The organism is Symmachiella macrocystis (genome assembly GCF_007860075.1).
In the GTDB taxonomy this organism is placed as follows: domain Bacteria; phylum Planctomycetota; class Planctomycetia; order Planctomycetales; family Planctomycetaceae; genus Symmachiella; species Symmachiella macrocystis.
The window spans coordinates 546,749-560,472 of record NZ_SJPP01000003.1; the positions used below are offsets into that span (position 1 = coordinate 546,749).

Here is a 13,724-nt window from a genome sequence, read left to right on the forward strand (position 1 = left end):
AAATAAACCTCCACCGGATGCCGGTCGAGCTGATTTGTGTGAACCCGCAATACAATGGGGGGACCGACGACCGGGTTGTGTGAGCCGCGTTCCTGACTAGGTCAGGGGGAGCGGATATACACGCTGCCGACCAGAAATGGTCCCCTGCGGATATGTCATAGGGTCAACAAATAAGGGCCCGTATCGTACATGGCAGAGGTGCATCGAATCCTAAGGATCCAACAGTGTCGATCCTAGCATCGGCCGCGCGGGTTCTCAAGAAGAAAGCGCCTGCTCGTGACGTTTTTCCCAGATCCACCGCCGGCGATTTTCTCTACCGCTGTCCCCCCCAGTTGTTGCTCACATTTCGGTACCGTCAAAATGCCGCGCTTCGAGGTGTTTTGTGTTCCGCTCGACTGCCAGGACCACGGTTTGTTGCTTGACTCCGTTGGACGACGTGATGGTCGCCGGCACAACCTGCCGCCCTTCCGGCATACTCAACCGAATCGTGAACGAACCATCTTCGCGCAAGTCGACATTTTCCTCAGAAATGGTGAGCCGCGCACCGGGAGTCGCGCTGCCAAATACGACCAACTCAACCCCCATATCTAAATCGATGCTATCGTCGTCTCCGCCCCGCGCGCCGTTTGGTAAAAAGTCGGTTAGTGGATGCGAGCTCATCGGCCGGCGCATCTGCTGATCAAACATCTCCCGAATTCTTGTGTCGCCATTGCGCTTGCCGTTTTGCGAATGTCCGTTTTCGTATTGCTGGGCTGTCTTGCTCCAGTTTTCGTCCACAATCCCACAATCGCCGAGTGCGGGTGTGGTCACGACATTGGAACGCGCCAAACCGAAAAATCGCCCGCTGGCGGCGAGATAACCGATCTGCAATTGATATACCCCCGGCGGATTGGCCACTTCGATATACCAGTGATTGATCCCACCATGAATCGCGACATCTTTGACGTTTTTTTCCACACTGCGACGGTTCTCATCGGCCGAAACGTCCAGCACGCGAATTACCGGTTGCGCCGTATGCCATTCATGCGCCAAGCCCGCTTCAGCTCGTTGGATCGTTGCAGGACACAATTCCCACAAAGCATGCAACCAAAAGGCATCATGAGCGACCACAAATAACCGGTCCTGCAGGGCAACGTCTTGTCCGTTCTCGCTGGCAAGGTTTTTTGAGATCCCGGCCGTCAGCGGACCCTGATGATTGTGTCGCCCGTTGCCGTTGGAGCCATTCCTGTTTTTGGGGTTGCTCGTCTTGGTGCCGTTCATTCGCCCATGCGGCGAATTCCCGTTTGTCGAATTTCCATTGGCCGTTGCGGTCCGCCCCCGCTTGCCATTGAGCGATGATGAGCGGCTTGTGCTGCCGTTTTTGCGACGGTCCTTGCGAGCCAAACGGCTTAGCGCCTTGACCAACTCATCCTTCCGCATTGCGTGCCAGCCGGCCACGCCACGGGTTTTGGCCATTCCGGCCAGATCTTTACGGGTCTGTGACTTCAACTCATCGACGGTCATAATTCAACTCCGACTCAATTCCTTAAGGAGCGGCTTTTTACTCCGAGGAACGGCCGCAGCCATCCATGACTAAATCTTATGGGGCCAAGACCCCCGCATCCGAGCGCACGGTGTACAACACTGTTGTAACAACACTGCTGTGATCACACTGTGTAACGACACAATCCCCGTTGGTCACGGCGAATCGTCTCGCCGTTCTCACACAAATTGATTGCGAACAATCGCGATTATTCTCGGCGCCAGAAAAACTGCGGCGCACGCTTCGATCTGAGAAAAGAAAACTGTTGAAATGCCATACGCAAAGACCGGCGACGAACTGGAAACGTTGGCAGCCACGAGGAACACCTCGGAACTGCAACATGTTCACCGCCAATATCGATACAGCCAGCCCGCACTTCCCTTCTACCAACGCTACTCCCAACATTCAATGCCCATCCAGGCCATCCGGCCCTGGGGTTTGTACCTAGCCTGCTGTAAACCATTTACTGTATATAAGATACGACACACTCCCTTTGCTTGCTCTTGGAGCGCTAACCGTTGTTGAGCAATGAATGCCCCCACAAGACAGGCGACCCTGTCAACTCAACGAATCGCGCCACTCGACAGTTTTGTCCAGGTATTTCGCGGCCCCCATCACGGCCGCCTCAATGCCCTGGCCCTTCCTGCTTGAGACGCCACTACGAAGACGGAAACCGAGGCAAACAGGTTCAGTCATTCCTTGGGTTTCATTACTTCTTGGAAGATTCAATGCGCCACCGTGACAGTGCCGCCGTGTCGCAAACCCAACAATGATTGAAAGGCATCGACCGTCGCTACCCAGCGCCGATTTCGAGCGCTGTAGAATTTGATTCGCCACCGATTCCGAATCGATGAACGCGTTGGACAGTCCCAGAAATGAGAATGGGATTCTCGCGGCGCGCCCAAGTTTGAGAAAAATGAAAACAACGTAAGCAGGGACTTTGACATGGGTTGAGTGGCTGGCTAGACTGGCCCCTCTTGAACGCCGGGGAGCGGCCCCAATTGTTCAAAATTGATGCCGTGTGGACATGGTTTTTCGATGTCTACGCTTTCTGGAAACACCGCAGCGCGGACTCCCGTTTTTACGGAACGTTCGTAAGCGATCCTGTTTCCAACAAGCTTCGCAAATAAGGCGAGTTTGTGCCGCCCGACGACCAAAACAAACGCTCACCCGCAGCCATCGGTTACGAATGGGTTTCGCGAGTGACAACGGTATGCCTGGAAATGGTTCTGCCAGGAATTGGTGGGCAATGGCTGGATGAGAGGTGGGGGACGAATTACCTTACCTTGCTGGGGTTAGTGATTGGGGTCACGGTGGGGATCACACATCTGCTGGCGATGACAAAGCAGGCAGAGCGATCCAAAAAAGATAAAGATTCTCAAGATTGAATATTCGGGAACGGCCTGTTTTGAAACTTCAAACGCTCCAAAGGCTAGATCGACTTTTTCCGCGAACGCTCGCGGGAAGCTGTGTCGTATTGACGGTCGTTGTTGCGTTGGTGTTACCGGTTGTCGCCCTAGCGTTGCGAGCCCGCAACGGGAGCGATGGGGTTCTCGCCGCATGCATTGCAGCGGGCATTTGTTGGGTGGCATCAGTAGCGGCATTGGTCGTTGCTAAGATCACGACGGAAACTCAGTTGCGTTTGGCCGGTGTTTTTGCATCGATGGCTTTACGAACCGGGATCCCGTTGATTGCAGCGATCGTTTTGACATCCACAAGTCCTACATTGGCCCGCGGCGGCATATTTGGAGCCACAGTAGTATTCTATCTGCTAACGCTCATGCTTGAGACAGTGTTGTCGGTACGGTTAGTCAATTCCACGAGCGACATGTCCGGGGTTTCTTGAATTCATGGCTGATCCGGTCCTGCACATAAAAGACAGTTACTACTTCGAAGTGCCGCGCATGTTTTGGCGGCACGATTACGAAGATCTTAGCCAGGTCCCGAAATACCTGCGTGAAGCGCATCCGGACACGACTGTTGAGGAATTCAACGATGCCTTGCATGGCAAGATTTTGATTCCGCAACCGTTTGGGACCCCGGCCAACCATCACGACCCGGCTACCGGGTTTTGCATCTCGAAGTTCATGATCATTGAAGTGGTCGTGGCGATCATCTTGGTGCTGATCTTCACAAAGCTGGCGAAATTGATTTCCACCGGGGAACGTCCTCGCGGAATCTTTTGGAATATGTTCGAATCCGTCCTGCTCTATGTGCGGGACCATATCGCACGCCCTGCGATCGGACTACACGATGCGGACAAATTCGTGCCGCTGCTGTGGACGATTTTCTTTTTCGTGCTGTTTTGCAATCTCTTCGGCCTGCTTCCCTGGGCCGGATCTCCAACCGGAGCCTTCGGCGTCACGTTGACCTTGGCGTTTGTGATCTTCGGAGCGGGGCTGATTGCAGGAATGCAAAAGTTTGGTCCCGTCGGCTACTGGTTGAATCAGGTGCCCACCATGGACCTGCCTTGGTATGTCGCGCCGTTGAAGCTGTTGATTTTTGCGATTGAAGTATTGGGAATGTTCATCAAGCATGCTGTGCTCGGTATTCGACTCTTAGCGAATATGGTCGCAGGCCACTTGGTGTTATTAGGAATCATGGGGTTGATCGCAGCGGCAGCAGCAGCCCCGCTTGCCAACTGGAGCCTCGTGGCCACCATCGGCATTTTAGGCTCGACGATCTTTAGCCTCCTCGAGTTGTTCGTGTCGTTTCTACAAGCCTATATCTTTACCTTTCTGTCGGCATTATTTATCGGTGCCTCCGTTCACCACCACTAGTCGTGGGGGGATGGATGTATCCATTTGTCGGCAACCATAAATGCACTACCTAAATTGGGAGACGGAATCCGTGAGTAGAATGAAAACTGTGTTGGTTGGTATGGCCGCCTTCTTGGCAGCCACTCCCGTTATGGCCCAAGACGGCTCTGGCAGCGTTTTGATTGAGTTCTCAGGTGCTTTGGGGACCGGCCTCGTCGTAATTGGTGCCGCATTGGGCATCAGCAAATTGGCATCCGCCGCGCTGGAAAGCATGGCTCGCCAACCCGAAGTCGCAGGTAGCATTCAAACGGCGATGATTATTGCCGCAGCGTTGATCGAAGGTTTCACCTTCTACGCCATTTTCGTTTGCTCCGGTCAAAACCCCTGGGGAACCTAGTCGTTCTCCAAGGGATGTGCGTTAACCGTCTGTCACTTGCTGCGTATTGAGGAATCCCGTGTACGCAAAATTTTCAATTGCCGCACTGTTGGTCCTGGGACTGGCTCTTTCGCCTGGTTTCGTTTTCGCTGAGGATGACGCCAAGGCAGAAGATCATGCCGCTGCGCATGATCCTGAACACAAAGAGGGTCACGCCGGCGACCATGGACACGATGATCACCACTCAATCGGCACCAAAGGTGTCGATATGAGTCCGGCTGAATTCAAGTCGGACTTGGCGATTTTCACGTTTGTAGTCTTCGTGTTGTTGCTGTTCATATTGAAAAAGTTTGCCTGGGGCCCCATCGTCGCTGGTCTCGAAAAACGCGAAGGGGGCATCCAACAGCAGATCGACGATGCCAACGACGCGCACGAAAAGGCCAAAGCCTTGTTGGCAAAGCATGAATATCAGATGGATAAGGCACAAGACCAAGTCCGTGAAATCTTGGCGGAAGCCCGTCGCGATGCCGAGCACACTCGCGAGGAAATGATTGCGGCCGCACAAAGCGAAACCGAAGCCATGAAAAACCGCGCGGTGAACGACATTAATCAGGCGCGGGACCAAGCCTTGGATCAACTCTTTTCGCACATGGCGAAGAGCGTGGCTGAGGCGACCGAGCATGTGCTGGGACGCACGATCAGCGAGTCGGATGACAACAAGCTGATCGATGACGCCTTAGCGCAGTTCGCACCCAGTAAGAATTGAGCGTCGGCGACATTCACTAGTGGATCGGCTGCTAGTGGTATTCGCCAGATGGATTTACTTTTGAATTCGGTTACCACACCGGTGGCCGGTTACGGCACTGTCCGTGCCCGACATCGTCATGGTTTTGAAATATCAGTAACGACATGAACGACGCGACCTCCAAAATTCGAGTGGCCAGTGTACTGGAAGACCCCAGTGCCCGTGCCATCGCCAAAGTCTATTCCGGCGCCTTTTTGGGTGCCATCGGCGATGGCGATGCCGCCGGACATTTGGAGGAATTGGTGTCGTTCATCGAGGACGTCGTCGATGCCCATCCCAATTTCGCGACAATCCTGTTATCGCAGATGGTCAGCAAAGACGACAAAGTCTCGATTTTGGAACGCGTACTGCCGGGTCACGGTAGCGACATCCTATTGAATTTTCTCCGCGTCCTGGCTACGCATGACCGGCTCGATTTGTTGCCGCTCATCGCCCAGGAGGCGCAATTGCAATTCGAAACAACCAACGGCCAAGGGCGTGTGCAAATCACCTCCGCCAAGCCACTCTCGGATGCGCAATTGCAAAATATCACGCAGTCCTTAAAGACCAAATTATCTTTCGATCCCATTATCGAACCGCAAGTCGATCCCACGGTCCTGGGCGGGCTGGTGATTCAAATCGGTAATATCATCCACGACGGTTCCATTAAAACACAATTAAAATCACTGCGGGGCCGCTTGCAGCAGAGGAGTCTCCATGAAATTCAAAGCGGACGAGATCGCTTCAGTACTCCAGAAGGAAATTGAAGACTTCCGCGGCCAAATCGAGACCAGTGAGGTCGGCCGCGTGTTGGAAGTCGGCGACGGTATTGCGCGGGTCTATGGCTTGTCGAACGCCATGGCCGGTGAAATGGTCGAATTCCCTGGAGGAGTGCGTGGACAGGTCTTCAACCTTGAAGAAAATTCTGTCGGCGTCATCATCTTGGGAGATTACCTCAAAATTTCCGAAGGGGACGAAGTCCGCAGCACCGGTGCATTGCTGTCAGTCCCGGTCGGCGATGCGGTCATCGGCCGTGTGATCGACCCGTTGGGTAACCCCCTCGATGGCAAAGGTCCCATCGTGGCGACCGAATCTCGCCCCGTGGAACATTTGGCAGCCGGTGTTGCCGGTCGTCAACCGGTTAAGCAACCGCTGCAAACCGGGATCAAAGCCATCGACGCCATGACCCCGATCGGCCGCGGCCAACGCCAATTGATCATTGGCGACCGAAAAACGGGTAAAACCGCCGTCGCGCTCGATACGATCATTAACCAAAAAGGCGGCGACGTGATTTGCGTCTACGTCGCTTGCGGACAACGCGCAGCCTCCATCACCGGTGTTGTCGAGGCCCTCGAAGCCGCCGGCGCCATGGACTACTCGATCGTCATTAGCGCCACCGCTAGTGATCCCGCCCCGCTGCAATACATCGCTCCCTATGCCGGAGCTGCCATTGCCGAGCACTTCATGATGCAAGGCAAGCACACGTTGGTGGTCTACGATGACTTGTCGAAACAGGCCCAGGCCTATCGCCAGTTGTCGCTGCTCATGCGGCGTCCACCGGGACGCGAAGCCTATCCGGGCGACGTCTTCTACTGTCACAGCCGTTTGCTCGAACGAGCCGTGAAACTCAGCGACGAATTGGGCGGCGGTTCGATGACGGCTTTGCCGATCATTGAAACGCTGGAAGGTGAAGTCTCTGCCTACATTCCCACAAACGTGATTTCAATTACCGACGGCCAGATTTATCTGGAACCGGACTTGTTCTTCGCCGGTGTGCGTCCCGCTATTAACGTGGGTATCAGCGTCTCCCGTGTGGGTGGCAACGCGCAAACCAAAGCCATGAAAAAAGTCTCCGGCGGTTTACGTCTCGACTTGGCCGCCTTCCGCGAATTGGAAGCCTTCGCTCAGTTGGGGACGGAATTGGACAAAGCGACACAAGCGCAACTCGATCGCGGATACCGCATGGTCGAATTGCTCAAACAGCCGCAGTTCCGTCCGCTTGCCGTCCCCGACCAGGTGATGAGTATCTATGCGGGAACCAAGGGCTACTTTGACCAAGTCCCGGTGAATGACGTCCTCGCGGCGGAAGTTGAGATGCACCAGTTCATGGCCGAGCAAAAATCGGAAATTCGCGACAAAATTGCCGAGACCGGTGCCTTGGACAGCGAGACCGAAGAAGCCCTTAAAAGTGCGCTTGAGGAATTCAAAGTCCAATATGCCGCGGGCAAGTCCTCCGCCCCGGAGGCGGTCACGGCCTAATCGCGTCCGCACTAGACGTTTAAGAGATGAGCGTTGTTTTCCCCAGTTAGTTTTTGATTCGTTCTCGGTAAAATCGCAACATGGCTAAAGCTCGAGCAATTCTGAAACGGCTCAAAGCGGTCAAGAACATCCGCAAAATTACGCGGACGATGGAATTGATCGCGACCGCCCGCTTCAAACGGGCAATGGACCGCGCCACCGAGGCCGCCGCCTATACGCGCAAGATCTCAGAACTTGTTGCCGACTTGGCTGAGGCGGGAGGCGAGTTGGATCACCCTCTGCTCAAAGCTCACGAAACCCGAGAAAATCGTATCCTGCTCGTCCTCACTTCCAATCGTGGTTTGTGCGGCGGTTACAACGCGAGCGTGTTGCGAAATGTTCAACGTGAGATTGTTGCCAGTCGGGAAACCGACGAGCAACTGCAACTGGAAGTCTCCGGGAAACGTGGCTTGAATTTCATGAAATTCAAGAAATATGACGTCGATCGCTCGTATACGCATTTCGAAGACAAACCGACATTCGAAGAAGTTGACGAACTAGCCCAACGCTACATCGACGATTATTGCGCCGGAAAGCTGGATGCGTTGGACGTCGCCTATGTTCGCTTCGAAACCGCATCACGGCAAACGGCAATCGTCGAGACCCTACTTCCGCTTGGGAAAGTCACCGACGAATTGGCTGAACAGTCCGATGCCTCGGAACGTAAATCTTCCGTGCAATACGAATTCATGCCCTCTCCGCAAGAGATTCTCGAAGAGGTCCTCCCGGCGGCATTTAAGGCCAAGCTGCTCAAATGCTTCCTCGACAGTGCCGTCAGCGAGCAAATTGCACGTATGGTCGCCATGAAGGGTGCCACGGAAAACGCGGGCGAAATGATCAGCGACCTGTCACAGAATTACAACCGCGCCCGTCAATCACAAATCACCTCCGAACTCAGCGAAATCATCGGCGGTGCGGCGGCGTTGGAATAAGAAAACCAAGCGGGCTGCATTGCGGCCTGCACACGAATCAAACTGTTTTACATTGGCAAACTACGGGAGCCGACTCGGGTGTCCGGCCGCTCCAAGGAGATTTTCGACATGTCAACCACCGAAGCCCAGACCGATGAAAAAACCGCCGCTGGCGTCGGGCACGTCACGCAAATCATTGGGTCCACCTTTGATGCGGAATTCCCCGAAGACCAACTCCCCGAAATTTACAATGCTTTGAACGTCGACACCGAAATCAAAGGTATCCGTATCAAAGTCACCGGAGAAGTCCAACAGCATCTCGGCGGCGGACGGGTTCGCTGCGTTGCATTGGGTTCCACCGACGGCATGGTCCGCGGCATGGAAGCGATCGACACCGGTTCAGCCGTAACTGTTCCTGTCGGTAAAGCCACCTTGGGACGCGTCTTTAATCTGCTAGGCGAACCGATTGACGGCCGCGGCGAAGTCGAACACGAAGACCGCTGGCCCATCCACCGCCACGCTCCCAAGCTGGAAGACCTGAGTGCCAAAACCGAACTTTTCGAAACCGGTATTAAGGTGATCGACCTGCTGACTCCGTTTGTGCGGGGTGGTAAAGCGGGTCTGTTCGGTGGAGCCGGATTGGGCAAAACGGTGATCCTCACCGAATTGATTGCTCGGATCGCCAGCGAGCATGGTGGATACTCGGTGTTCGCCGGAGTGGGTGAGCGGACCCGCGAAGGGAACGACCTGTGGTTGGAAATGCAGGAAACCAAAATCGGGCAAACCGAACGGTCCGTTATCGAACAAACCTGTATGGTCTTCGGCCAAATGAACGAGCCCCCCGGTGCCCGTTTGCGAGTCGCCCTGTCGGCTTTGACTATGGCCGAATGGTTCCGTGACACAACCGGAACCGACACCCTGTTGTTTGTCGACAACATCTTCCGCTTCTCCCAAGCCGGTTCGGAAGTCTCAGCCTTGCTGGGTCGGATGCCCTCAGCTGTGGGTTACCAACCAACGCTGGGTACCGAATTGGGTGAACTGCAAGAACGGATTACCTCCACCAAACGGGGCGCTATTACCAGTGTGCAAGCGGTCTATGTCCCGGCGGATGACCCGACTGACCCTGCCCCGGCAACCGCGTTCTCTCACTTGGACGCCTTTATCTACCTGGAACGACGGATCTCGGAAAAAGGGATTTACCCGGCGGTCGACCCGCTGGCCTCCTCCAGCCGGATTTTGGATCCGCAATATGTCGGCGATCGTCATTACACCGTCGCACGCCGCGTCCAAACCATCCTCCAACGCTATCGCGAACTGCAGGACATCATCGCCATTTTGGGTGTTGACGAATTGAGCGAAGAAGACAAACTTGTCGTGGCCCGTGCCCGACGGATCGAACGCTTCCTGTCGCAGCCGTTCCTCGTGGCTGAGGTCTTCACCGGCAAAGCGGGTAAAATTACTCCGCTGCAAGAAACGATCGAAAGCTTCGAAGAAATCTGCGACGGCAAATGGGATCACCTCCCCGAACAAGCCTTCATGTATGTCGGCGGCGTCAAAGAAGCAGAAGAACAAGCCAAACGCATGGCCGAAGAATCCTAACGGCGGCGACGGCCGCCGGCGGGTTCGTGCTTCCGCACGAGGGGGTTGGGGCGTTCCCGTTGGTCACTGGATAAGTTGAAATACCAGACGAAAACTGTTTGAACTGATACTGACGGGTAGTATAGCTTTCGCTTTGCTATCACTTGAAAATCTAATGGAGCAGGCCCATGGCCGCTGATGGCCCGTTACGTCTTGTTGTCGTTACACCGGAGAAGACCGTTCTGGAACAGGACGTTGTTTCGCTACGGTTTGCGCTATATGACGGACAAATCGGCATTCTGCCGGGACGGGCGCCGTTGTTGGGACGGCTGGGTTATGGTGAGTTGCAATACACCGACCCCAGCGGCAACAGCCACAGCTACTTCATTGATGGCGGCTTTGTGCAAGTCAACGGCCCGGTTGTTTCTATCCTCACCAATCAATCCATCCCGGCCGAAAAAGTTGATGCGGATGCGGCGCAGAGCAAACTCGAAGAGCTAAACGCCAGTCGCCCGACGACGGATGAAGAATTCGCCTCCAAAGACCGCGACTTATTGCGAACCCGCCAAATGCTTGCCGTCGGCAAGCGTTTCTAAAAGTCGTGTGCTTGTGCTAATAGTCGTGGCAACTGCCATTCAGCGTCACGGGAGGGCGAAGCTCCTGCTGAGCCGCATCGTTGCGTTTTGAGTAAGATAAAATCTGGCAAAAGCCAGAGCACCGGAATGATTAGTGGTGACAAAGCGCTTGTGCGATGATGCCGCTGTCAACGCCGCTAAGGTTTGGCTGATCCACAAACTCAACGCTCTCCCCGCAGTCCTCGCTGATAACGCTGTTCGCGAGGGCCTATACTTTCTCTGGTGCATAAGACGCGAATGCGCGGCTTGATCGCCTCACGTGGCAAACTCTGCCAACCGAATTTACGCGACGGGTTTCACTCATGAGCCCCGAAAGCGGTGGCCGAAATAAGATATGCATCAGGACGCTGCCCCCCACTGAACATTGGCTGCATCGCCCACGCATCGAAGTCGGTCGTGGCGGCGCAAATGCCACCCTCCCCGCCTCCCTCCCTGCCGACATGAGGTTGACAGTATCGTGGTGATGAATCAATCAACCAAACGATTAACCTTTCCCGAAAATGCGGTCGTCACCGGCGACACATTTCTGACACTTCAAGTCAGTCGTGGAAAGACGAATTTCCCCCACCGCCCGGTCACCGTTCCACACTTCGCCATTGGCGCAGGCAGTGGATGCGACATGGTATTGGGCGACTCCAACGTTCCAGCGATCCATACAATTCTCCTCGTGGACGGGGGATGCGTGATCGCCGAAACCATCGCCCACTCGCCACTGTTGAAGGTCAACGGCAATGTGATCAAGACGGCGATTCTTGAAGATGGCGACGTGCTGACGATTGGTGGATTTCAATTTGCCATCCATCTCAATCACGAAGCCATCGCACAAACCTTAGAGTCGGATACGCAGACTCCCCTAGATCTACAGGATCTGGAAAGTGAATGCGAACTCGACGATGGGGAACTCTCCGCCGCCGAACTCGTAGACCGTTTGGAATCCGAAATGGCCATGGTCGATCAATTTGAACGCCAAATCCAAACCGGCCAAGCGGCGCTATTGCAATCAGCCATCAACCGCAACACGCACAGGGAATCAACTGCGGATCCCGTGCATTCCGCAATCGCACCGCGTCACATCATCCATAGCGGACATACATTGCGGGGACCACGTTCCCGTCGGCACAGTGAATCCGACGAACGCGTAGTCGACGAATTCGAACGGGTCCGTTTGGAGTTGGAAGACTTTTCCACCGACCTCGAACAACGCATTCACCAGGTCAATCACCGCGAAGACAATATCGATGCGGCGACCAAAGAACTGGCTGAGGCGCAAAACAAACTGGTCGCCCAACTCGGCCTGTTACTCGAACAGATTGCCGCACAACAACCGGCGGACGCCCCACGGGCCATTGCCTAATCCCCTTAGGCCCCGATTGGTTATCACGAAGTCAAACGACGCTCGCCCGCTGATTACAGCCGGCGAGCGTTTTTTTATGATGACTTTTTCAGCGAGGCATCACGGAACCGCAGGTCCGGTTTATTGATCGTTACGATCGTATGCGGCGGGATGCTCTCATACAGAGACACGCCGGCACCGATGACTGAATGCGCTCCGATCGTCGTATCACCACCCAAGACGGTCGCGCTGGCGTAGATCACGACCCCTTCTTCGATGGTCGGATGCCGCTTTGTGTCGCGAACCACATTCCCCTCGGAATCTTTGGGGAAACTCAGCGCGCCTAATGTCACGCCCTGGTAAATTTTAACATGCGAAGCGATTTCGCAAGTCTCGCCGATCACCACACCGGTTCCGTGATCGATGAAAAAACTCGGCCCAATCTTCGCGCCGGGATGCAAATCGATCCCCGTGCGGCTATGCGACCATTCCGAGAGTATCCGAGGAATCAACGGCACGCCTAAGCGATACAATTCGTGCGCCATGCGATGAATCGTAATCGCTTCCAAGCCAGGATAGCAGAAAATGATCTCGTCAAAACTCTTTGCCGCCGGATCACCGTCGTAGGCCGCTTCGACATCCAAGGCCATCGATTCCCGCATTTGCGGAATCCGCTCCAAAAAACTGATCGCGGTTCGCTGTCCTTCGGCTTCGAAATCAATCGTCGGATCAGTTCCGCCGCACTCCAGCCGCATATTCAGCGAAGCGTTGTGCCGCAATGCGCGAGCGATCTGTTCGGTCAACCTATCGTGCAGACCGTCGATCAAGTCGCCGATGTGGTACGTCACATTGCCGTGATGCAAATTCTGTCGGCGGCGGTAGCCCGGATAGATGACCTCTTTGACATCCTCGGCAATCGCCATCACTGCTTCGGTACTGGGCAACGGACAGTGACCAAGATGATTGATCCGATTGATGTCGTAGTAGCTGGCAATAATCCGGTCGGTCAGTTCCGGAAGTTCTTCTTTGCGGCTGAGGTCAGTCGCCATTGTCGATCTCCTGGGTCATCGTCATACGGAACGCGTCGGGGTTCAGTGACCACGGAACGTTGGGGATCCGTCCCGATTAGTCAAACTGTAACGATTTCGACGATTGTGCCGCTGGTTGCGCGAGTGGGATTGTAGGAAGCGGCACAATGCGAAATCAAGTAGTAATCAGCATCGACTGAAAAACCGTTGTAAGTTGAGTGGATATCAGAATCGACACGACCCGCCGTAGAAATGGCGCTCAGTGCTCTGATCGCGGCCATAGGCTAAAATCCCACACGTCTCGGCGGCCGCAAACCGCGGCACTCATCCCGGATAGACACCTCTGAAAGGGTTCTTCGATTCACGCGTCTCCTGCCGTTGAACACGATCGCGCATGCTTCACCCCCCATCTTACAGGGGCGGCCTCGACGCTGTCGATGATATCCCAGGGCCGGCACAGGATACAACGCTGACTCCGCGCGCCGTCCCACGCTAAACGA

At 54.9% G+C, this 13,724-nt stretch carries 12 protein-coding genes and 1 other RNA gene; 10 read left to right on the plus strand and 3 right to left on the minus strand.

Annotated features, from left to right (window positions below; translation table 11 throughout):
• Positions 1–3: 3 nt before the first annotated feature.
• Both ssrS and CA54_RS25615 read right to left on the minus strand, forming a co-directional pair.
• Positions 4–202, minus strand: a non-coding RNA gene (gene ssrS / locus CA54_RS25610) — 6S RNA.
• A gap of 137 nt (positions 203–339) precedes the next feature.
• Positions 340–1,503, minus strand: coding sequence for a DUF4912 domain-containing protein (locus CA54_RS25615; RefSeq protein ID WP_146373838.1), 1,164 nt, complete (start codon positions 1,501–1,503; stop codon positions 340–342).
• 1,158 nt (positions 1,504–2,661) lie between these two features.
• Between CA54_RS25615 and CA54_RS25620 the strand changes: the two genes are divergently transcribed.
• From CA54_RS25620 to CA54_RS25665, 10 genes are all read left to right on the plus strand, one after another.
• Positions 2,662–2,910, plus strand: a complete 249-nt coding sequence (locus CA54_RS25620) for an AtpZ/AtpI family protein (protein WP_146373839.1) — start codon at positions 2,662–2,664, stop codon at positions 2,908–2,910.
• A gap of 462 nt (positions 2,911–3,372) precedes the next feature.
• Positions 3,373–4,302: a F0F1 ATP synthase subunit A gene (gene atpB, locus CA54_RS25625; protein WP_146373840.1), complete on the plus strand. Its 930-nt coding sequence runs from the start codon at positions 3,373–3,375 to the stop codon at positions 4,300–4,302.
• 79 nt (positions 4,303–4,381) lie between these two features.
• A complete protein-coding gene (gene atpE / locus CA54_RS25630) occupies positions 4,382–4,678 on the plus strand; it encodes an ATP synthase F0 subunit C (protein WP_197532834.1) in 297 nt (98 codons plus the stop codon).
• A gap of 58 nt (positions 4,679–4,736) precedes the next feature.
• The gene (gene atpF / locus CA54_RS25635) at positions 4,737–5,423 is read left to right on the plus strand and encodes a F0F1 ATP synthase subunit B (RefSeq protein ID WP_146373841.1); all 687 of its coding nucleotides are present in this window, start codon (positions 4,737–4,739) and stop codon (positions 5,421–5,423) included.
• A gap of 143 nt (positions 5,424–5,566) precedes the next feature.
• Complete coding sequence (atpH, locus tag CA54_RS25640) at positions 5,567–6,208, plus strand: ATP synthase F1 subunit delta (RefSeq protein ID WP_146373842.1); 642 nt, start codon at positions 5,567–5,569, stop codon at positions 6,206–6,208.
• Positions 6,159–7,700: a F0F1 ATP synthase subunit alpha gene (gene atpA, locus CA54_RS25645; protein WP_146373843.1), complete on the plus strand. Its 1,542-nt coding sequence runs from the start codon at positions 6,159–6,161 to the stop codon at positions 7,698–7,700. The genes atpH and atpA overlap by 50 nt, the downstream gene beginning before the upstream one ends.
• An 80-nt stretch (positions 7,701–7,780) precedes the next feature.
• Entirely contained in the window at positions 7,781–8,671 is an 891-nt protein-coding gene (atpG, locus tag CA54_RS25650) for an ATP synthase F1 subunit gamma (protein WP_146373844.1), read from the plus strand.
• Positions 8,672–8,779: 108 nt separating this feature from the next.
• On the plus strand, positions 8,780–10,249 hold the full coding sequence (gene atpD, locus CA54_RS25655) for a F0F1 ATP synthase subunit beta (RefSeq protein ID WP_146373845.1): 1,470 nt from the start codon (positions 8,780–8,782) through the stop codon (positions 10,247–10,249).
• A 167-nt stretch (positions 10,250–10,416) separates the two neighbouring features.
• Positions 10,417–10,824, plus strand: a complete 408-nt coding sequence (locus CA54_RS25660; RefSeq protein ID WP_146373846.1) for a F0F1 ATP synthase subunit epsilon — start codon at positions 10,417–10,419, stop codon at positions 10,822–10,824.
• 502 nt (positions 10,825–11,326) lie between these two features.
• Positions 11,327–12,217 (plus strand): FHA domain-containing protein, encoded by an 891-nt coding sequence (locus tag CA54_RS25665; RefSeq protein WP_146373847.1) that lies wholly within the window; start codon positions 11,327–11,329, stop codon positions 12,215–12,217.
• A 74-nt stretch (positions 12,218–12,291) separates the two neighbouring features.
• Here the strand turns inward: CA54_RS25665 and CA54_RS25670 are convergent, their stop codons facing one another.
• Positions 12,292–13,245, minus strand: coding sequence for a serine O-acetyltransferase (locus tag CA54_RS25670; protein ID WP_146373848.1), 954 nt, complete (start codon positions 13,243–13,245; stop codon positions 12,292–12,294).
• Positions 13,246–13,724: the final 479 nt, after the last annotated feature.